The organism is Arthrobacter sp. FW305-BF8, assembly GCF_021789315.1.
Classification (GTDB): domain Bacteria; phylum Actinomycetota; class Actinomycetes; order Actinomycetales; family Micrococcaceae; genus Arthrobacter.
Genome location: NZ_CP084561.1, coordinates 787,464 through 807,945, shown reverse-complemented (window position 1 = coordinate 807,945; position 20,482 = coordinate 787,464). Strand labels below are relative to the sequence as shown.

Annotated in this window: 18 protein-coding genes and 1 tRNA gene; 6 read left to right on the top strand and 13 right to left on the bottom strand. The window is 67.0% G+C overall.

Going from position 1 to position 20,482, the window contains the following annotated elements; translation table 11 throughout:
- Positions 1–8 precede the first annotated feature (8 nt).
- Together LFT45_RS03720 and LFT45_RS23240 are read left to right on the top strand one after the other, a co-directional pair.
- Positions 9–1,472: a glycosyltransferase gene (locus LFT45_RS03720; protein WP_236806721.1), complete on the top strand. Its 1,464-nt coding sequence runs from the start codon at positions 9–11 to the stop codon at positions 1,470–1,472.
- Entirely contained in the window at positions 1,469–3,523 is a 2,055-nt protein-coding gene (locus tag LFT45_RS23240) for an ArnT family glycosyltransferase (RefSeq protein ID WP_272912740.1), read from the top strand. The genes LFT45_RS03720 and LFT45_RS23240 overlap by 4 nt, the downstream gene beginning before the upstream one ends.
- A gap of 69 nt (positions 3,524–3,592) precedes the next feature.
- On the opposite strand, the gene LFT45_RS03710 is transcribed toward LFT45_RS23240, so the two are convergent.
- The 4 genes from LFT45_RS03710 to LFT45_RS03695 form a co-directional block, all read right to left on the bottom strand.
- Positions 3,593–4,273: an HAD-IA family hydrolase gene (locus LFT45_RS03710; RefSeq protein WP_236806719.1), complete on the bottom strand. Its 681-nt coding sequence runs from the start codon at positions 4,271–4,273 to the stop codon at positions 3,593–3,595.
- 46 nt (positions 4,274–4,319) lie between these two features.
- Positions 4,320–4,697 (bottom strand): VOC family protein, encoded by a 378-nt coding sequence (locus LFT45_RS03705; protein WP_236806717.1) that lies wholly within the window; start codon positions 4,695–4,697, stop codon positions 4,320–4,322.
- Between the two features lie 89 nt (positions 4,698–4,786).
- Positions 4,787–5,422, bottom strand: coding sequence for a uracil phosphoribosyltransferase (upp, locus tag LFT45_RS03700; RefSeq protein WP_236806715.1), 636 nt, complete (start codon positions 5,420–5,422; stop codon positions 4,787–4,789).
- A gap of 12 nt (positions 5,423–5,434) precedes the next feature.
- Positions 5,435–6,268 carry a phosphatase PAP2 family protein gene (locus LFT45_RS03695; RefSeq protein WP_236806713.1) on the bottom strand — a complete coding sequence of 278 codons (834 nt, stop codon included), beginning with the start codon at positions 6,266–6,268 and terminating at the stop codon, positions 5,435–5,437.
- Between the two features lie 60 nt (positions 6,269–6,328).
- On the opposite strand from LFT45_RS03695, the gene LFT45_RS03690 reads away from it, so the two are divergent.
- Positions 6,329–6,835, top strand: coding sequence for a nucleoside deaminase (locus tag LFT45_RS03690; protein WP_236806711.1), 507 nt, complete (start codon positions 6,329–6,331; stop codon positions 6,833–6,835).
- A gap of 27 nt (positions 6,836–6,862) precedes the next feature.
- On the opposite strand, the gene LFT45_RS03685 is transcribed toward LFT45_RS03690, so the two are convergent.
- From LFT45_RS03685 to LFT45_RS03670, 4 genes are read right to left on the bottom strand one after another with little or no spacing between them, the layout of a single operon-like run.
- Positions 6,863–8,086 carry a DNA glycosylase AlkZ-like family protein gene (locus LFT45_RS03685; RefSeq protein WP_236806710.1) on the bottom strand — a complete coding sequence of 408 codons (1,224 nt, stop codon included), beginning with the start codon at positions 8,084–8,086 and terminating at the stop codon, positions 6,863–6,865.
- Between the two features lie 3 nt (positions 8,087–8,089).
- Positions 8,090–9,259, bottom strand: coding sequence for a glycosyltransferase family 4 protein (locus LFT45_RS03680; RefSeq protein ID WP_236806709.1), 1,170 nt, complete (start codon positions 9,257–9,259; stop codon positions 8,090–8,092).
- A gap of 7 nt (positions 9,260–9,266) precedes the next feature.
- On the bottom strand, positions 9,267–9,665 hold the full coding sequence (locus LFT45_RS03675) for a 6-pyruvoyl trahydropterin synthase family protein (RefSeq protein ID WP_236806708.1): 399 nt from the start codon (positions 9,663–9,665) through the stop codon (positions 9,267–9,269).
- 3 nt (positions 9,666–9,668) lie between these two features.
- The gene (locus LFT45_RS03670) at positions 9,669–10,721 is read right to left on the bottom strand and encodes a zinc-dependent alcohol dehydrogenase (protein ID WP_236806707.1); all 1,053 of its coding nucleotides are present in this window, start codon (positions 10,719–10,721) and stop codon (positions 9,669–9,671) included.
- Positions 10,722–10,858: 137 nt separating this feature from the next.
- On the opposite strand from LFT45_RS03670, the gene LFT45_RS03665 reads away from it, so the two are divergent.
- Both LFT45_RS03665 and LFT45_RS03660 read left to right on the top strand, forming a co-directional pair.
- A tRNA-Ser gene (locus tag LFT45_RS03665) sits at positions 10,859–10,948 on the top strand.
- Positions 10,949–11,120: 172 nt separating this feature from the next.
- Complete coding sequence (locus LFT45_RS03660; protein WP_236806705.1) at positions 11,121–11,726, top strand: dihydrofolate reductase family protein; 606 nt, start codon at positions 11,121–11,123, stop codon at positions 11,724–11,726.
- Positions 11,727–11,826: 100 nt separating this feature from the next.
- Here LFT45_RS03660 and LFT45_RS03655 read toward each other — a convergent pair whose 3' ends face one another.
- Complete coding sequence (locus LFT45_RS03655; protein ID WP_236806703.1) at positions 11,827–12,348, bottom strand: hypothetical protein; 522 nt, start codon at positions 12,346–12,348, stop codon at positions 11,827–11,829.
- A 309-nt stretch (positions 12,349–12,657) separates the two neighbouring features.
- Positions 12,658–13,011: a hypothetical protein gene (locus LFT45_RS03650; protein ID WP_236806700.1), complete on the bottom strand. Its 354-nt coding sequence runs from the start codon at positions 13,009–13,011 to the stop codon at positions 12,658–12,660.
- A gap of 105 nt (positions 13,012–13,116) precedes the next feature.
- Between LFT45_RS03650 and LFT45_RS03645 the strand changes: the two genes are divergently transcribed.
- The gene (locus LFT45_RS03645) at positions 13,117–13,698 is read left to right on the top strand and encodes an SRPBCC family protein (RefSeq protein ID WP_236806698.1); all 582 of its coding nucleotides are present in this window, start codon (positions 13,117–13,119) and stop codon (positions 13,696–13,698) included.
- Here LFT45_RS03645 and LFT45_RS03640 read toward each other — a convergent pair.
- From LFT45_RS03640 to LFT45_RS03630, 3 genes are read right to left on the bottom strand one after another with little or no spacing between them, the layout of a single operon-like run.
- Positions 13,695–16,832, bottom strand: a complete 3,138-nt coding sequence (locus LFT45_RS03640; RefSeq protein ID WP_236806697.1) for an efflux RND transporter permease subunit — start codon at positions 16,830–16,832, stop codon at positions 13,695–13,697. The genes LFT45_RS03645 and LFT45_RS03640 overlap by 4 nt on opposite strands.
- A gap of 1 nt (position 16,833) precedes the next feature.
- Positions 16,834–17,286 carry a hypothetical protein gene (locus LFT45_RS03635; protein ID WP_236806695.1) on the bottom strand — a complete coding sequence of 151 codons (453 nt, stop codon included), beginning with the start codon at positions 17,284–17,286 and terminating at the stop codon, positions 16,834–16,836.
- On the bottom strand, positions 17,283–20,441 hold the full coding sequence (locus LFT45_RS03630) for an efflux RND transporter permease subunit (protein WP_236806693.1): 3,159 nt from the start codon (positions 20,439–20,441) through the stop codon (positions 17,283–17,285). Before LFT45_RS03630 ends, LFT45_RS03635 begins: the two co-directional genes overlap by 4 nt.
- Between the last annotated feature and the right edge of the window lie 41 nt (positions 20,442–20,482).

The window sequence follows — 20,482 nt, the reverse complement described above, 5'->3', positions numbered from 1 at the left end:
GTTGAGGCATGACCATCACAGACCAGGCCTCCGGAACCCCGCCGCACTCTCCGCTGCGCACCGCGCACCCTCATGCCCGCACCGCGGGGCACGAGCCCGCGCATTCCCTCGGCGGGCACAGCCGGCGGTCGCCCATCGACACCGCCACCGCGGTACCGGTTCTGGACGTGACCATCCCGGTCTACAACGAGGAACGCGACCTGGAGGAGTGCCTGCGCCGGCTCCACGCCTACCTGCGTGGCACGTTCCCGCACTCGTTCCGCATCACCGTCGCGGACAACGCCAGCACCGACGGAACGCTCAAGGCGGCCGAACGGGTGGCCCGGGAACTCCGGGAGGTGACCGTGGTGCACCTTGAGGAAAAGGGCCGCGGCAACGCCCTGCGGAAAGTCTGGTTGGCTTCGCCCTCGCCCGTTCTGGCTTACATGGACGTGGACCTCTCCACCGACCTGGCTGCGCTCGGCCCACTGCTGGCCCCGCTGCTCTCTGGCCACTCGGACCTGGCCATCGGCACGCGGCTGGCCCGCAACTCCCGGGTGGTCCGCGGGCAGAAGCGTGAATTCATCTCCCGCAGCTACAACTTCATGCTGCAGTCCCTGATGGGCGCCCACTTCAGCGATGCGCAGTGCGGCTTCAAGGCCATCCGGGCCGACATCGCCCAGCAGATCCTGCCGCATACCGTGGACACCGCCTGGTTTTTCGACACTGAACTCCTGGTCCTCGCCGAACGGTGCGGCCTCAGGGTCCACGAGGTGCCGGTGGACTGGACCGACGACCCCAGCTCCAGCGTGGACATCGTCCAGACTGCGCTCGCGGATGTCCGCGGCATGGCCCGGCTCAGCAAGGACATGGTGACCGGCCGCATCCCCGTCACCGAACTCCGGGCGGCCCTGGCCCGCGGCCCCCTCCCCGCCGCTTCACGCGGTCAGGAACAGAGCCCGGGCGGCAGCCTGTTCGGCCAGCTGGTCCGGTTCGGCACCATCGGCGTGGCCTCCACTCTGGCCTACCTGGTCCTCTTCTACCTCTGCCGCAACCTGATGGACCCGCAGCTGGCCAATCTGCTGGCCTTGCTCACCACGGCCGTGGCCAACACCGCCGCAAACCGGCGCTTCACGTTCGGCATCGCCGGCAACAGTGATGTTGCCCGCCACCACTTTGAAGGGTTGCTCGTTTTTGGGATCGGGCTCGCCCTCACCGCCGGGGCGCTTGCCCTGGTCCACAGCGGCGCGCTTCCAGGAGGCACGACGCCGGACCGCTGGGTTGAGCTGGTGACCGTCACCGCCGCGAACCTCGCCGCCACCGCCGTGAAGTTCCTGCTGTTCCGGCGGTGGGTCTTCCGACGGCGGCCCGCCCCCACCAACGCTCCCGCAGATTTCGCCGCATCTTCCACCAACGCTCCAGCAGATCCTGCCGCCTCCGAGCCATCCCTCCCGCAGTCATCCGCCCCGACCACAGAAATGACGCACTCATGAGCACCACCGTCACTCCCCCAGATCGGACGACAGATCAGACGATCGACCCGACAACAGATCCATCGGCAAGCACGGCGGACCCCGCGCCGCCCCGTGCCAGCACAGGTTCCAACCCGGAACGAACCCGCCGGACCGGCAGGGCATCCCGGCTGCTCGTAGGAAACCAGCCGCGCTGGATCCGGCCCTCCGCGGCAGCGCTGCTGGCATTCACCGCCGTGCTCTACCTGTGGAACCTCGAAGCCACGGGATACGCCAACTCCTTCTATGCCGCAGCCATCCAGGCTGGTACCAAAGACTGGACAGCGCTGCTGTTCGGCTCCCTCGACGCCGGCAATGCGATCACCGTGGACAAGCCCCCGGCGGCCCTGTGGATTCCCGCCCTCGTAGGCCGGGTCTTTGGTTTTTCGCCCCTGAGCATGCTGGTGCCGCAGGCACTCATGGGGGTGGCGGCCGTCGGGCTCCTTTACCTGACGGTCAAGCGCATCTCCGGACCCGCGACGGGACTGCTCGCCGGCGGCGTGCTGGCGCTGACTCCGGTGGCAGCGCTGATGTTCCGGTTCAACAACCCTGACGCGATGCTCACCTTGTGCCTGGTGCTGGCCGCCTACCTGACCACCCGTGCCATTGAAAAGGCAGGCTGGAAGTGGCTGGCCGCAGCCGGCGCCGTGATCGGCCTGGCGTTCCTGACCAAGATGCTCCAGGGCTTCCTGATCGTTCCCGGCCTCGCACTGGCCTACCTCTGGGCCGCCCCGACGAACCTCGGCAAGCGATTCCTGCACCTCCTCGCCGCTGCAAGCGGCATCCTGCTGGTGGCCGGCAGCTACATCTCCCTGTTCCAGCTGACGCCGGTCACGGGCAGGCCCTACATGGCCGGATCCGAAGCCAACAGCTTCCTGGAACTGACCTTCGGCTACAACGGCCTGGGCCGCATCACCGGCGTCGAAGGCGGCGGTGGCGGCATGCCCGTCGGCGGTGGCGGCGGCATGGGCGGGAATGTCGGTTTCGGCGGTGCCGCCGGGATCGCCCGGATGTTCGGGGCCAGCTTCGGCGGCGAGGTGTCCTGGCTGCTTCCCTCGGCCCTGATCCTGCTGGTTGCGGGCCTGTGGTTCACCCGCCGTGAAGCACGCACATCCCGTACCCGCGCGGCCCTGGTCCTCTGGGGCGGCTGGCTGCTGGTCACCGCCGGCATCCTGAGCTTCATGAGCGGAACTGTCCACCCGTACTACGCCGTTGCGCTGGCCCCGGCGATCGCCACACTGGTGGGCATCGGCTCCGTGGAACTGTGGCGCGGCCGCGCTTACGTGCCGGCACGGATCACGCTGGCCGGCACGGTCCTGGCGTCGTCGGTCTGGTCCGCGGTGCTGCTGGGACGCGACGCCACCTGGCTGCCCTGGATCAGGGTGGCCGTGGTGATCCTCGGCGTGCTGGCCGCTGTCGCACTGCTGCTCCGGCTCGATTCGCTCCGGGCTGTTCCCGCCCGGTTCCGCAAGGCGGCAACGGCTACCGTCGTGGCGGTTTCGCTGCTGGCCGGCGGGCTCGGCAGTACTGCGTGGACCTTCGCCACGACGGCGCAGCCCCATTCCGGATCAATTCCGACGTCGGGTCCCACCGCCTCTGCGATGGGCGCACCGGGCGGGCAGGGCGGACGCGCCGGCTTTGCCGGACCGGGTGGCTCCGGCTCGGGCCTGGCAGACGGCTCGGGGCTGGCAGACGGTTCCGGCACGGCGAACTCCGAACTCACCGCGCTGCTCAAGGCCAGCACCGCCAAATGGTCCGGAATTGTTTCCGGCGCCAGCCAGGCGGCCAGCCTGGAACTCGCCACGGGCACCAGCGTGATTGCCCTGGGCGGCTGGAACGGCGGCGACCCCTACCCCACGCTTGTGCAGTTCCAGGAGATGGTGGCCAACGGCGAGATTGGCTACTTCATCTCCGGCGGCGGAATGGGCGGAGGCGGCGGACGCGGCGGAAGCTCCGAGGTGGCCACTTGGGTTGCCGCCAACTTTGAGGCCCAGACCGTGGGCAACTCCACTGTCTACAAGCTGACCGACTAGGCAATCATGAACTTCCAGCCCGAAACATCTGCGGTGCCACGGTCTATGATCTGTCCTGACAAGCGAAGGCTACAGCCGCAGGGAGATCGCCGGGCGCCCGTCCTGGCCGGTTTCCACCGAGGCGGAAACGGCGCTGTAGTCCGGGATGTGCAGCACGCCGTCGGGAAGGACGCCGGTGTTCGGGCCCACCGCGACGGTCCGGATACCGGCGGCGACTCCCGCCGCGATGCCAGCGGGAGCGTCCTCGAACACCACCGCCTCCGTGGGGTCTGCCCCGAGCAGGGACGCGCCGAGCAGGTAGCCTTCGGGGTGCGGTTTGCCGCGGGACACGTCCTCGGACGTGACAACCGCTGCCGGCATCTCCACCCCTGCCGCCGCCATCCGGACGGTGGCGAGGTCGCGCGACGCAGACGTCACCAGGGCCACGGCGTCGGCCGGCAGGGACTCGAGCAGCTGCAGCGCACCCGGCACGGCGACGATGCCGGCTGTCTCGGTCAGTTCCATGCGTCCCAGCTCGGCCGCCAGGGCATGGACGTCGGACCCCTCCGGAGCGAAGCGGCGGACAGTATCCAGCGCCTGGACTCCGTGGGACGTGCGGAGGATTTCCGCAATATCAAGGCCGTAGCGTCCGGCGAACTCGGTCCACACCCGCTCCACGATGGCCGTGGAATCTACCAGGGTGCCGTCCATGTCGAACAGGACGGCGCGGGCTGACAGCGTGGTGGTGGCGGACTCGGCAGGAAGGCTCATGGCTTCCATCCTGCCTCATCCGGTGCGATGACGCGCCCTTCGAAGCTCAGCCGTTCGGCCGGTTCGGAAGGTACTGCACCGCCCATTTGTTGCCGTCCGGGTCGGCGAAGTAAACGAAGTGCCCCCAGTCCTGGACGTCCACGTCGCTGACGTCCACGCCGTTGGCCTTGAGCTGGCTGTGCGCTTCATTGATGTCGCTGACCACCAGCTGAAGGCTGGGCGCCGTGCCCGGAGGAGCATCGTTCAGCCCCTCCCCGATGGCAATGGAGCAGCCCGAACCGGGTGGGGTCAGCTGGACGAAGCGGAGCCCGTCCATGGGCCGTTCGTCATAATCCGCGTTGAAGCCGACCTTGTGTACGTAGAAGTCCTTGGCGCGGTCGACATCGGACACGGGTACGAAGACGAGTTCAAGTTTCCAGTCCATGGTGCACAGGCTAGCCGGGGCGCCCTGCGCTCCGGAAGACCTCCGGCGGTGGACTGGGGTTCGGGGCCGGCCGGTTCACGCGGGCGGGTTTACCCGGCGATGCCGTAGAGCCGGTCGCCGGCGTCGCCCAGGCCCGGCACGATGTAGGCCTTCTCGTTCAGCTTCTCGTCGATGGAGGCGAGGACGATGGTGACGTTGGCGTCCTTGAGTTCCTCCTCCAGCTTTGCGAGGCCTTCGGGAGCGGCGAGCAGGCAGATGCAGGTGACGTCGGCGGCGCCGCGCTTGAACAGGAACTTGATGGCCTCGCGCAGGGTGCCGCCGGTGGCGAGCATGGGGTCGAGGACGAAGATCTGGCGGCCGGAAAGGTCATCCGGCAGCCGCTCCGCGTAGGTGATGATGTCCAGGGTTTCCTCGTCGCGGGCCATGCCCAGGAATCCCACTTCGGCGGTGGGGACGAGCTTGGTCATGCCCTCGAGCATGCCCAGCCCGGCGCGCAGGATGGGAACCACCAGCGGAGTGGGCTTGGTGAACGCCGTGCCAACCGTGGTGGCGACCGGGGTTTCGATGGTGACCGGCTGGGTGCGGACGTCGCGTGTTGCCTCGTAGGCGAGGAGCGTGACCAGCTCCTCCGTGAGCTGGCGGAAGACCGGCGAGGGGGTGTTCTTATCCCGCAGGACGGTGAGCTTGTGGGCGACCAGCGGATGGTCCACGAGGAGTGTGCGCATGGGTCAAAACTATCACCCGGGGCCTGGCTCCCCGCCCCGGTTTCCGGCTGCTTCCCCGGCATCGGGGGTCCCCTGGAGGCGCTCGGCCCGCTCGGCTTTGCTGTCCTTGAGGTGGGCCGGGTGCTCGAATGTGGGGGCGGGGCCCGCATGCTCCCGCCGGCGGATTACATGGAACAGCCGGTGGGCCAGGATGACCACGGCAACCCAGGCCGCCCCGATCAGCCAGGCGGCCATCACATCCGTCAGCCAGTGGTGGCCGAGGAACACCCGGCTCAGTCCCATGGCGATGATGAACGCCGCTCCCGCGATGATCACCCACGTCCGTGCCGAGGTCTTCCGGAACTGCAGGCACACCAGGTACACCACGATGCTGATCACTACGGTGGTGTTCAGCGTGTGCCCGCTCGGAAACGACGGCGAGAACTCGAACGGCGGAACGGCGTCGAGATGGTCGGGACGGGTGCGGCCCAGCAGGGTCTTGCCCACGCTGGTGGCGGTGACGGAGACTGCAGCCGCACCGCCCACCAGGATGAGCGGCCGCCAGCTGCGGCTGACATAGATCAGCCAGGCCACGAGGATGCTTGCCAGGATGGGCATGCCGATGCCGCCGCCGATGTTCGTGAAGGCCGTAACGGCCGAGTCGAGCCCGGGGCTCCTGTACTCCTTGGCCAGCTGGAGGGCGGGTTTGTCCAGACCCGAGACGCCGTCCTGGTCCACGACGCTGTTGTACACCTCAGCGCTGAGGAGGGTCAGGACCACCACCAGGAAGCCGCCGACGACCAGGGTGATCCACAGGGCTGCGTAAGGCCCGAGCCACCTGCCGTACCTCTCAGTCAGGGACTTCATGGTTACTCCCGGCGCTTGCGTTGTCCGATGCTAAGTATCCTTCGAAACTATCATTGACCCATGGCCCCGGCAGATCTGCAACACCTGGAATGGATGGGCCTTGCCCTCGAAGAAGCCCGGCGGGCCCTGGCTACGGAGGATGTGCCCATCGGCGCCGTCGTGATCGGTCCGGACGGAACGGTGCTGGGGACCGGGCGCAACGAGCGCGAGGCACTCGGGGACCCCACTGCGCACGCCGAGGTGGTGGCCATCCGGAAGGCCGCAGCGCGGCTGCGGGAACGTGCGGCTCTCGACGGCGGCAGCGGCGACGGCTGGCGGCTGGAGGACTGCACACTGGTGGTGACCCTGGAACCGTGCGCCATGTGTGCCGGCGCGATCGTCCTGGCCCGGATCCACCGCGTGGTGTTCGGGGCCTGGGATGAGAAGGCCGGGGCGGCGGGCTCGGTGTTCGACATTCTGCGCGAGCGCCGACTGAACCACTGGGTGGAGGTTTACGCCGGCGTGCAGGAGGAGGAATGCGGCATGCTGCTGCGCGAGTTTTTCGCGACGCACCGCACCGCCAGTTAAGCACCGCACCGCCAGTTAACAGGTTGGCTAACTGGCGGCGTCCAGCGCGTCAATCCGCTCCTGCCGGGACGCAGGCGAATCCAGGCTGAAGGAGCGGAAGTCGCCCAGGTCCTCCCGGATCCACGCCTCAACCTCGGCGATGCGCTGCTCCACAGCGGGCGTCCGGCCGGCAAAGAGCCAGGCCGCGATCCTTTCCCTGCCGGGATCGTACTGCCAGAGCCCGATGATCCTGCCGCGGTCAAAGATGGGGTGGTCCGGGAGGTCCGCCTGCAGCGCCAGGGTGGCGTTCAGCAGCTTCCGGCCCCGGTCCTCGTCCGCAAACAGGTCCGCCGCGTTCCGCCGGTGCAGCACCAGCGAATCGGTGCCGGCCAGCAGCTGGATCTGTTCCCCGTCAGGCGGGCTGAAGTCCGCGAGGCGTTCGACGTCGGCCGGCAGCATCCAGAGCACGTCGCCGGCGGCGGTGGGCACCTCCACGGCCCCGACGGCGGCAAGCGCCGCCTTGCTGTCGGTGAGGGTGAAGCCGGAGAACCACTGGGACTGCTTAATGGTGGCGCCGCCAGTCCAGCCGAGGTAGCGGCGGATCAGTTCCTCCCGGGCGCCTTCGGGGCCGAGCCGGCTGGGCGGCAGGCCCCACAGCGTGTAGGCATAGCGCTGCTGGTCCAGGCGGCCGTTGACCGGAACGCGGCGGATCCGGCCGTCTGCCTGCAGCAGCCCCAGCGCCGTGGGCAGCGTGGTGGCGGCGCCCTTTTTCTTGCCTTCCTCGCCCAGGCTCCGCACCGACTCCCCCAGCTCCTCCTTGAGCTGCCTGGGGTCCAGGGGACCGCCGGCTTCGCCGAGGACATGCACGATCTGTTCCTCCAGCAGCGTGATTTCGCCGCGGTCGACGCCGAGCCGCGCCAGCACCCGGAAGGCCTCCTCAGCGCTTTTGCCCAGGCTCAGTGCCCAGTCGAAGTCCTCCCGGCCCAGCACGTAGGTGCAGCCGCGGGCGGTGGGCAGTTCGTGGATCCTGAGCTCGCGGACGTCCGTGTCCACCTGCTCACGCCGGATTCCGGCGCGGGCGAAGAGGGTCAGGTATGGGTTGGCACCGCCCACGGACCTCGCCCATCCCGCCGCGGCGAGCACCTCCTGCGGCGTGCGGCCTTCGAGTGTGCCGTCCAGCCCCTGCCGGTGCCAGGCCCAGGCGCGGAGCAACTCCGGGGTGAGGGCTTCAACGGCTGGCAGGGTGGCGGCGGACGGGACGTGGCTGGTCATGCCTCATTCTCCATCAGCAGGCGGTTGCGAGGAATGGCGGCCCGGCGATGCTTTCGGCGCCACGTAGCCGAGCACCTGGCGCGCAGTGGCGTCCCAGCCCGGCAGGAGTTCCCTGCCGGCGAGGGCCCGCCGGCGCCATTCGGCGCGCAGCCCGGGGTCTGTGAGCCAGCTGCGCACCAGGGCCGCCAGCGGCCCGGGGTCCGCCTCGGCAGGATCACCGTCACTGCCCAGTTCGACGGCGGCGCCGGGCAGCGCGGGTCCAGCACCGTCCGGGTACCCTGGGGCAGTTTCCGCACCCAGCCCCAGCGCCTCGACGGCCCCGGTGCCGGCCCGGACGATGACCGGCACCCCGCGGGCGACGGACTCGGTGACCGCCATGCCGAAGGCCTCCACCTTGGAGACCAGCAGGCTCAGGTCGGCGGCGTCCCACTGCTGCTCCAGCGTCTCGCCGGTCAGTTCGCCCGCAAGCTCCACCCGGCCGCCGAGGCCGTAGCGGTCTACTGCCGCCGTGACCTGGCGGGCGTAGTCGGGGTCCGCCGTGGCAGAACCGACGAGGGCAGCCGTCCACTCCAGATCCTGCAGCCGCGCCAGCGCGCCGAGGAGGGTCAGCTGGTCCTTGTTGGGCAGCAGTGCCGCCACGGCCAGCAGCCGCGGCGGCTCGGATCCGCGCGCCACCCGGGCGCGCCCTGTTCCGGGCAGCGCCGCGCGGACGCCCACCAGTCCATGCCGCCGGGTAATTTCGGCGGCGGCGGAGCCACTGGTGCAGATCACGCCGGCAGCCGCCCGGAGTGCCCGGGCTTCCAGGTCCGGGTGCTCGTCCAGGGGCATGTGCAGCAGGACCCACGGCGCGTGGCCGGCGGCGGCGGCAGCCTCCATCGCTTCGGGGGCGCCGGAGGCCACCAGGCCGTCAACCATCGTGACGGTGTTGGCAGGCACCCCCGCCGGGGCGCCTGCCCGTGCCCCCTCACCGGTTCCAGCCATGAGCAAGCCGGCCAGCCGCCGTCGTTCTTCCTTGCTGCCCACCGGCCAGTCGCCGCCGACCGGCTGGATGGTCACCTTGGCTCCCAGCTGCTCGAGGCCCTGCGCCAGCGCCGCGTTATAGACGTTGCCGCCGGAGTTGTGGCGGATGTTCCCGGGAACCAGGAGCCGGATGGCTTGCGGCGGGGACGGCATGGCCGGGTCAGCTCCCCCCGAGCTCGAGGGCGTAGCTCGCCCAGGCGTCGGGGTTTTCCCGCAGGGTGACGTCCAGGCCTGCGAGTTCCCGGCCGTCCGTGTCCTTCCGCAGACGCGCCGCGACGGCCTCGGCAATGTACTGTGCCAGTGCCTCAGTGGTGCTCAGTTTGCCGACGAAGTCCGGGTGATCGTCCAGGTTGCGGTAGTTGAGCCCGGCCAGCACCTCCTCGATCATGGTGCCGGCCGCGCCGATGTCCAGGACGATGGCGTCGTCGTTGAGGGCACGACGGCGGAAGGTCACCTCCGCGACGAAGGTCGCCCCGTGCAGGCCCTGGGCAGGCCCGAACGCCTCCCGGGGAAGGCTGTGGGCGATCATGAAGTGGCGGCGTACGGTCAGGCTGAACAATGGTTACCTCGCGCTTTCTGTGGTGGCGGTCTTACGGACTGGGTCTTCGGCGCCGGGCGCTTCAGTGGTCGGGTATGCAATGACGTGGCACAGCGCTTCGAGCCGGCCCTCGGCCAGGTCCTGGACTACGCCGGGCAGCCCGGTGAAGTCCGAGGTGCCGGTAAGGAAGGCATCGAACACCGGGTCCACCAGCAGGGACACAGCCAGCTCCAGCCTGTCGGCGTTGGTGCGGCGGTGCCGGCGGGCCCGAGCCACGGCGCCCACCTGGCTGGCCCGGATGGACAGCCTGCGGGCGTGGAAGTCCTCGCCGAGCGGGAGCGTGATTTTCCGGTCGGCGTACCAGGACATTTCGATGATGTCGCCCTCGTCCCCCACCAGCTTCAGGCTGCGTTCCAGCCCGCCTTCGGAAGCGGAGCAGTGGAACACAATGTCGCAGTCCGCCAGGGCATCATCCGGAAGGGCGAAGTCCACGCCCAGCGCGTCGGCGAGGTCCTTGCGGGAGGGGTCGAGGTCCACGAGCTGGAGCCGCGCGAGGGGAAACGTGCGCAGCAGCGAGGCCACCATGCCGCCCACCAGCCCGGCGCCGATCACGGCGACGCGGTCGCCCAGCCGTGGCCCTGCCTCCCAAAGGGCGTTCACCGCCGTTTCCACCGTCCCGGTGAGGACCGCGCGGCGGGGAGGAACTGCGTCGGGAACGCGGGTGAGCGAGGACACCGGAACCACGTAGCGGTCCTGGTGCGGGTGGAGGCAGAACACGGTTTGCCCCACCCAGTCCGCAGGGCCCTGCTCCACCACCCCCACGGACAGGTAGCCGAATTTCACCGGCGACGGGAAGGAGCCCTCCTGGTGGGGGGCACGCATTTCCTCGGCGACGCAGGGCGGAACGGCGGCCTGGTGGACCACGAGTTCGGTGCCCTTGCTGATGCCGGAGTACAGCGAGCGCAGCAGTGCCTCCTCAGGGCCGGGGACGGGCAGCTCCTCGGTGCGGAGTTCACCCTGGCCGGGGCCTACGGTCCAATATGCGGTTGCTTCGGTCTGCTGCTGGAAAGTAGTCATCTTGCTTATGAATCTAGTGCCCGGTCCCGATTTCCGGGAAGACGCGTCCCGGCGTGGCCGCTCGTGTAGCCCGAACCGCGGTGCAAAGACATGCCGTTTTGGGGATGCGGGCCTTGCTCCGGTACCCTATTGAGGTTGGTGACGTGTCCGAGCGGCCGAAGGTGCAACACTCGAAATGTTGTTTGGTGTAAAAGCCAACGTGGGTTCAAATCCCACCGTCACCGCCAATAAGCAAGGCCCCTGCATCCCTTGAGCACAAGGGAAGCAGGGGCCTTTGCTTTGCCCGTGCACACCGGTTTTAGGCCTTCATCTAGGCTCGGCGAGGACGCTGTCACGTGCTAGGATCCCGAGAATCGCCTCACGACCGCATGCCAGTCGCAATCACTCAGGAGGTTCGCGATGCCGGACACCACCTGCCACATGTCGATCTCGCTTGACGGCTTCGTCGCCGGGCCGGACCAGAGCCGCGAGGACCCCTTGGGCAAACGGGGGCGGGAGCTGCACGGCTGGCATATCGGCGACCCGCGAGCCAATGATGCCGACAAGGCCGCGAACGAGTGGCTCATGCGCCCGCGGGGCGCGTATGTGATGGGCCGGAACATGTTCGGCCCGATTCGCGGGGACTGGGATGAGGAATGGACCGGGTGGTGGGGAGCCGAACCGCCGTACCACGCGCCGGTGTTCGTGATGACCCACCACAGGCATGACCCGATCCAGATGGACGGCGGGACCACCTTTCACTTCGTCACCGACGGCTTCGACGCTGCTTACTCGGCGGCGTGCCAGGCCGCCGGGGACAAAGGCGTGGACATCGCCGGTGGGGCCTCGACCGTCCGACAGGCACTGATCGCCGGTGTGATCGACGAGCTCACCCTCGACATCGCACCGGTCCTGCTCGGTTCGGGCGAGCGCATCTTCGACGGGGTTGAATCCTTCGGCTTCGAACCCGCCGAGGTGCTTCACTCACCGCTGGCCACCCACATCCGCTATCGCCGCGTCAGCTAGATTCGTCGGCGCGGAGGTCGAATGTGCTGGCCTCTGGCTCTCTGCCCTGGATTGGGCATCCCCACGTCATTGGTTCAGCCTGTCGCCGTAAAAGAACAATTCACCACCATCGGTATTTCTTGGGAACCAAGCCCACGAGTGATGGCAGACCGAAGATGGAGCACAGCGCTCCCACGAAACCGCCGAACCCATCACTGATCGGCCCGGTCACGAGGTAGAGGCCAAAGCCAAGACCGACTACTCCAAAGCCGAGACGCCATGCGCGGTTCGCCTTCGGGTTCGGCTGGTATCTGGAAACGCCGTATTTCCGCGGCGTTCCTCTGAGGTCGGCTGGCGGGTTCGGATCAGTCTCCGTGGGTCCGTCAACGACGCGGCCGGCTTCGTCCACCCATCGGCCGGTTCCTACTTCAGGGCATTGGGCGTGGACGCTCTCGTCGACCGTGGCGAAATCGGCAGGGTAGCCCCGGTACATCATCCTCGAAAGATTCACGCCGAAGTCCAGGCGGCCATCCGCCCAGTAGGCGTCATAGCGGACCAGGCGCACCGGGCGGTGCAGCCACCGTGAGGGTCTGATGAAGGCCGTCGCGCGAACGGCGACGGGAAAATCTGCGGTTTCAGCCATGGACTGATGGTTACACAACCCGAGTGCGCAGGGGCGGCGGCCCGCTCATTCCCCGGTTCGTAGAGCGGGCCGCCTACCGAAGCCGTAGATCCAGGAGACCCGTTACGGCGACGGTAGCAGGATATTACCGCCGCCGGGTTGGAAAAAAGTGGCGACGATTTGGAACCTAAGCAGGCTGTCCATTAGTTTTGTCGGGAACGTTCCGTGTTCCCCCATACACGGAGCGGTTGCCTAGAAGAACCCCGCCGCACTCGTGCAGCGGGGTTCTTCGCTGTGTAGGCCAGAAGCGGTGCGGTTATCCCGGGCCTGTTACTCCGTTCCGGATTTCTGTTCCCGGTCCAGGAGGTTCTTCCTGATCTCGTCCAGCTTCTCCTTGATGACCCGCTCCGCGTCCGAGATGGTCTTCCCGGCGCTGCTCAGCGGATCCAGCTGCACGTACACCTGGTGCGCCACGGGCAGGTCGTACTCATCCTTCAGGTGCGTGCCGCCGCCGACGCCGTCCAGGGTCAGATACACCTGGGCGTCGGTGCGGGCGATTCCGGCGATCTTGCCGAACACCACGGTGAAATCGTTCGGCTGAAAGCTCACCGTCTGGCCGATGTGGCTGCGGTCAAGCTCCCCGGCCGTCACGGCCTTCTCATACTGGCTTCCGCTGTAGTTCATCGCTACTCCTCTATTTGGGCGTGGTGACTTACGCCAGCAGTCTATGGCGGAAGGACCACACGCGCTTGAATGGTGTCCAGGTCTTTCCGCTGGCAGGAGGCAGACATGCACGCCAAAGGCACCAGGAGCATGGACTACGCCTTCGTCACGGAGTGGCGGGTGGCCGGGACGGCTGAGGAGGTCGCAGCGGTTCTGGGCGACCCCGCCGGGCTGGCCCGGTGGTGGCCGTCTGTGTACCTCAGTGTGGACCCCATCCATGCGGGCAAAGCGAACGGCGTGGGGCGGATGGCCAGGCTGCACACCAAGGGCTGGCTCCCCTATACCCTTCGCTGGACCCTGACCGTCACAGAACCCATCACGAGTAAGGGCTTCGCAATCCGCGCAACGGGCGACCTGGACGGGACCGGGCGCTGGACGTTCGAGCAGGACGGCCCGGAAGTCCTGATCACGTATGAGTGGCGGGTCAGCGCCACCAAGCCGCTGCTGCGGCGGCTCAGCTGGTTGCTGAAACCCGGGTTCTCCGCCAACCACCGGTGGGCGATGGCACGCGGGCAGGAAAGCCTGGCGTTGGAATTGCGGCGCCGGCGGGCGGGAACCGGCACGCACTCCGTCCCCGCACCACCGCCGCCCACGTTCCCGCGGGTGGCGGGGCGTGGGCGGCGGATGGACCGGCGGGTTCGTGGCTAGGCGTTAGCCAGGGCGGGCTCCGGGGGTGCCTGGTACCGCTCGGCCTTCGGCTTGGCGAACCTCAGGTACAGCGACGGGACCACGAACAGGTTGAGCAGCGTGGACGTCACCAGCCCGCCGAGGATCACCAGGGCCATGGGATGTTCAATCTCGTGGCCGGGGATGTTCCCCAGGACCACCAGCGGCACCAGGGCAAGCCCCGTGGCCAGGGTGGTCATCAGGATCGGCGAGAGGCGCTCGCCGGCGCCCCGCAGCACCAGTTCCGGACCGAACTTTTCACCCTCATACTTCTCCAGGTGCTGGCAATGGTTGATGAGCAGGATGCCGTTCCTGGCCGCGATGCCCATGACCGTCAGGAAGCCCACAATGGACCCGAGCGACAGCACCCCTCCCCCCATGAAGGCGGCGAACACGCCGCCCACCAGGGCGATCGGCAGGGTGAGGATCACCAGCGTCGCCAGCCGCCAGCTTCCGAAGGCCACCTGCAGGAGCAGGTAGATCACGGCCAGCGCCCCGATGGCGAGCGTCAGCAGCGTGTTAGTGGCCGCCTGGCGTTCCTGGAACTCGCCCAGGATCTGCGTGCGGAAGCCCGGGGGCAGCTCCAACTTCTTAAGCCCTTCCTCCATGGCCGCAACCACAGTGCCCAGCGTGCCTTCCTTCACGTTGGCCTGGATGTCGATGCGCCGTGAGTGCGCATCGCGCTGGATGACGTTCGGAGTCGGCTTGACCTGGACGCTTGCCACATCGGACAGCAGGATCTTCTGCCCGCTCGGTGTGTCAATCGGGAGGTTCCTGATGCTGGTGATATCAGAACGGACCTCCGGCGGGCTCCAGACCTGGACGTCGTAGGCCTTACCGCCCCGGTACACGTCGCCGACTTCCTCGCCGGCAACCAGCCAGGCTGCGGCCCGGCGGACGTCGCCTGGCTTCAGCCCGTAGCTCTGGGCCTTGGCCAGATCCACCTCGATGTTGACCTGCGGGATGTCCTTCTGCAGCGCCGTCTGGACGTCAACGGCTCCTTCGGTGGCGTCAAAGATGGAATGGATCTCCGCCGCCTTGGAGCGCAGGAGCGCCAGGTCGTCTCCGTAAAGCCGGACGACGACGGCGTTACTGGCTCCGGTGAGAACCTCACGGATTCTCTCCTTCAGGTAGGTCTGGACGTCGCGCACAATACCGGGATAGCCGTCCACCACTTCATGGATCGACTTCAGCGTCTTGTCATAGTCAACCGCGGGATCGATGCTGATCCAGTTCTCGCCGAAGTAGACCCCCACGACCTCGTCCGCGTTGAAGGCCTGCCCGATATGCGAGCCGCAGTTCCGGACCCCCGGGATTGTCAGCAGTTCCTCGCAGGCCTTCTGGCTGACGCGGTACTCCTCCGACACCGACGTGCCCGGCTGGGTCAGCCAGTGCATCAGGAAGTCGCGCTCCTTGAAGTCAGGCAGCAGCGACTGCCCCAGCAGCGGCGCCGTGATGGCACCAATGGCGGCCATGGCACCGAAGGTCGCGTACCCCGCCACGGGCCGCCTTACCATCCGGCTCAGGACCGCCCGGTAGCCGCGTTTGAGCACCCTCACCAAGGGCGGTTCCTGCTCCTTCAGCGGAACTTTCCGCATGAAGATCAGTGCCAGCGCCGGTGTGACGGTCAGCGCCACGAGCATCGACGCCAGCACCGCCAGGGTGTAGGAGATGGCCAGCGGCCTGAAGAAGGCCCCGGTCAGTCCCTGCAGGAAGAAGATCGGCACCGCTGCAGCGATGATGATCAGCGTGGCGTAGACGATGGGCCCGCGGACCTCCAGTGAGGCCTCCAGGACCACCGAGGCGGTGGACCGTGTCCCGCCCTCCGCCCGGTGCTGCCGGAGTCTTCGGATGATGTTCTCGATGTCGATGATCGCATCATCCACCACCACCCCGACGGCAATCACCAGCCCCGCCAGGACCATGGTGTTAACCGATGCTCCTGTGAGGTAGAGGACGGATGCCGCCGTCACGAGTGACAGCGGGATGGCGATCAGGCTGATCAGCGCGGTGCGCCACTGGAAGAGGAACGCGCCCAGCACCAGCACCACGAGGATGCAGCCCAGCATCAGCGCGCGGCTGAGGTTGTTGAGGGACTCCTCGATGAACGTTGCGGGCCGGAAGATCTCCGTATCAACGGTGATGCCGCTGAGTCCCGGCTCCATCTGCTGCAGGGCGGCCTCAACGCCCCGGGTGACTTCCAGGGTGTTGCCCCAGGGAAGTTTCTCGACGATGAGCATCAGCCCTTGGCCCTGGTTGATCACGGCGTCGCCAATGAGCGGCTGGTGGTCTTCCACGACGTTGGCCACATCACCCAGGCGGAGCGGCTTCCCGTTCCTCTCCTCGATGGTGATCTCGGCGAGGTCCTTCGGAGTGGTGATTGGCAGCACGTGCTGGATTCCGACCCGCTGGTTGGGCGTCTCGATGTGGCCGCCGGTACCAATGACGGAACCCGGCGAATACTGCAGCAGGCCGGCGTCGAGGGCGTTGGCGGTAACTTCCATGACCTGGTTCAGGCTGACGTCATGGGCCTTCAGCTTGTCCGGAATCGCTTGCACCTGCAGCATCTGCAGCCGCTCACCCCAGATGGCCACATTGGCCACGCCCGGGACCCGCAGCAGGTGGGCGCGGATCTTCCAGTACGTGATCATGGACATTTCCATGAGCGAGCGCTGGTCCGAAGTCAGTCCGATCTTCATGACCCGGCTGGTGGACGACAGCGGCTGCAGGATCACCGGCGGCGCCGCCCAGGTGGGCAGCGACGGAATGACGTTGGCGATCCGCTCCGAGACCAGCTGGCGGGCCTTAAGCAGGTCCGCTCCCGGGGCGAAAATCAGCACGATCGAGGACAACTGCTCCACGGACTTGGAGCGGATCTCATCCAGGCTCTCAACGCCGTTGAGGGCGTCTTCGAGGGGAACGGAAACCAACTGCTCCACCTCGGCAGCGGTCAGGCCGATGCAGATGGTCTGAATCTCCACCTTCGGCGGCGCAAATTCGGGAAAGACGTCCACAGAGGCCGTGCTGAGCTGGACGCCGCCGAACGCCATCATTGCCACCGCGATGGCCACCACCAAGGCGCGGAATTTCAGGCTGAACCCGACAATCCGGCGCATGTCAGTGACCCTTTGTGCCGAATTCGGCGCCGAAAAGTTCCGCGGCACCAACGGTGACAACATCGGTTCCCACGGGGGGACCGGACTGGAGCTGCACCTTGTTGTCAGCGATCTTCTCCACCGTCACCGCGGCCCGGATGTAGGTCCGCGGCCCGGGATTGGTGTAGACCCAGGTCTTCCCGTTGGCGTCATAGACCAGTGCGCCGTAGGGCACCTGCAGCGGACTGCCTTCACCTTTGGTCACCTTGACCGTGGTCACTCCCAGCCTTTCCACTGCCTTGTCTGTCAGCGTCAGTTTGTTCAGGTCCGGGCCGGCCTTCTCCATGGTGGACGCTGCCTGCCCCGCGGGCGCCGCGGCGGTTTTCACTGTGGCACATCCGGAGAGGCCGATCGATGCTGCGCAAACCAGCACCAGAACAGAACGCCAGCCGCCAAGATCACTATTGCTTTTCATGACAATTCCGACCTCTCTGCCAGAACCGGTCCGTTGCTAATCACCAATGAGCTCCCCCAGTCCGTGTTGGTGCGTGGACCAACACGGAGGAAGAGGATCGGCAGAATAAATAGGGTCAGCAGGGCCGTGGTGATAAGCCCGCCCCACACAACCAGCGCCAGCGGAAGAAGCATGGCTCCGCCAACCGGTCCGCCGAGCACCACCAGCGGCACCAGCGCCAGTCCGGTGATCACGGTGGTCAGAACAGTTGGCAGCAGCCGCTCCCCGGCCGCCTGCCGCATGAGATGCGCCGGAGAATCCGACGGGGCACGGGACTGCAGTGACTGATACGTTCCCATCAGCATGACCACGTCCCTGATTGCCAGGGCGAGCACCGCCGCCAGGGCCACCAGCACGTACACGGACCCGAAACCGCCGCTCAGGTCGGCGGCGAGGATTCCGCCGGACAGTGCCACCGGAAGCAGCAGGAAGACGAGCCCTGCGAGGCGCCAGTTGCCGAGGACTGTCAGCAGCAGGACCAGGATGCCGGCTGCCGCCGCCAGGGCGAGCCACCCGATGAACGCGCCGGCGGCCTGCTTTTCGGCGTACTGCGGCGGGATCTCAGCGTGGTACTCCACGGGGAACTGCATGCCCTTGATGGCCGCCTGGATATCCTGCGTGACGTCGCCGAGGCTGCGGCCCTGGATGTTGGCCACGACGTCGACGCGCCTGGAGGTGTCGTCATGATGGATCACGGTCTGGTTCGGGCGGAGCGTGACTCTGGCCACGTCACCCAGCCGGACCTGCCCGCCTTCAGGCTTGTCAACCATCATGTCGGCAACGCTTGTCAGGCTGCTCCGGGTGGATTCCGTACCCTTGACGATTACCTGGAACACCTTTTGCTGCTCGAACAGGTACCCCACCTCGATGCCCTGCAGGACGGTGGCAGCCGCCCGCCGGACGTCGCCGGGCTTGATGCCCTGCTTCTGCGCCTTGGCGAGATCCACCTCGATTTCGGCAACAGGCTGGTCTACCGTGGCATCCACCTGCGGGTCAACCACGCCGTCCGTACGCGACAGGATCCCGCGGATTTCGTCCGCTTTCTGGCGGAGGATGTCCAGGTCCACACCGAAAACGCGCACCCTGAACTGGCGGTTGTCGATTTCGCTGGCAGCAGCAACCTGCTGCTCCGGGTAGGTGGTCACCTTCGCCGTCAGGCCCGGGTAGCCCTCAACAATCTCGCGCACGTCGGAGGGCACGCTGCTGACGTCGGCGTCGTCCTCCATGGTCACCCAGAGCTCGCCGGCATTGACGTCAGAGGAGGTATCTGAGGTGATGGCCCGTCCAACGTGACCGCCCACGGAGGAAACTCCGCGGATTCCGCTCAGCTCTTCGCTCGCGTTGGTCATCACCCTGTTCATCACGTCGGCCCCTGTACTCGCCGCCGCCTCCCATTCGACGAGGAGGGTGCGGTCTGGAACAGCGGCCACAACAGGAAGATCCTTCGTAGCAGCCGGAACGATGGCCAGTGCGGCGATGGCCAGTGCAGCCGCCGCAAGTGCGAACACTGTGGCCACCGCTCCCGTAAAGGCCCGCGCCGTGCGCTCGTAACCGAGCAGGGCCTTGCGGACCACCGAGAGGCTGCGCCGTGGCCGCCTGTGACCCCGTAGCAGCAGGCTCGCCAATGCCGGCGTCACCGTCAGGGCAACGAGCATCGCCACAGCTGTAGCCAACAGGTAGGACAGCACCAGGGGCTTCAGGAACGCACCCTCCACACCCGGGACAAACAGTGCCGGCGCGAGGGCAAGCAGAGCGGTAAGTCCGGCGAACAGGACAGGCACGCGGGACCGCTGCAGCCCGTGGGCCAGCAGGGCTTCGCGGGACACCCGATCACTTGCCGATTCCCGCCGGAAGCTGTGCAAGTCGGTGATGACATCGCCGATGACGACGAGGAGGGCAAGGACCAGGCCCGCGAACGCCATAACGTTCAGGACCGCGCCCTGGAACTGCAGCACCAACGCCGCAGCCATGGCCGCCACGGAAATGGCAACGAAAGCCAGCAGGGCGTACCGCCAGGACCTGAATGCGATGCCGATCAGCGCCGTAACCACCAGGAGGCTGACCAGCAGGGCCAGACCCAGGCTGCCAACAGCGGACTCAACGAAGGACGCCGGGCGGAATACGGTGGAGTCGACGGTGATGCCGGACAGGCCCGGGCGCAGGCCGTCCAGCACCGCTTCAACGCCCTGCGTCACGTCCGCCACACTCGTGTCGGGGAACTTTTCGATGACCAGCAGCAGGCCGGGTGTCTTGCCGGTTACAGCGTCGCCGATCAGGGGCTGGTGGTCTTCGCTCAGGGTGGTCACGTCGGACAGAGTTAGCGTCTTGTCCGATGCGCCTTCAACGCTGACCTTGCCGAGGTCTGCCGGTGTCCGGATCGGAAGCACGTGCTGGATGCCGATGCGCTGGTTGGCGGACTCGAGGAAGCCGCCTGTGCCAGGAGTTGATGCTTCCAGGAAGCTCAGCGGGGACACCCACACCGCATTGCCGGCGGTTTCAACCACCTGGCTGAGGGTAACGTTCTTCGCGCTGAGCTGCTTCGGGTCCACCTGCACCTGCAGCTGCTGTTCGCGCTGGCCGTAGATGGAGACGTTCGCCACGCCCGGGACACCCATGAGCGCTGGCTTGATATCCCAGCGGGCCAGAACGGACATGTCGATTGGCGACACATCCTGGGAGGACATCTGCACCATCATGACGCGGCTCGTCGAGGAGAGCGGCTGCATCAGCACCGGCGGAGCTGACACGTTGGGCAGAGCGAAGGCCTGCGTCAGCCGCTCTGCAACGAGCTGCCGGGCACGGAGGATATCGGTGCCAGGCTCAAAAACCATCTCAATCGAAGAGAGGCCCGGGACTGACTTCGAACGAATTTCGTCGAGCCAGGCCACCCCGTTCAGCAGGTCGGCCTCCATAGGCGAGGTAATGAGCTGTTCGACCTCCACGGCGGACAGGCCCAGCGCCTCGGTTTGGATCTCCACATGTGGCGGAGAGAATTCTGGAAGATAATCCACTGGCATTGACGGCAGGGTTGTTAAGCCGAACCCCAGAATGCCGGCAGCAGCGGCTAAAACAATCAATCGAAACTTAAGACTCCAGCGGACAAGCCAACCGGTCATAACCTCAGCCCCCATCGTTATTGGCTTCGGCGGCCTTGCCG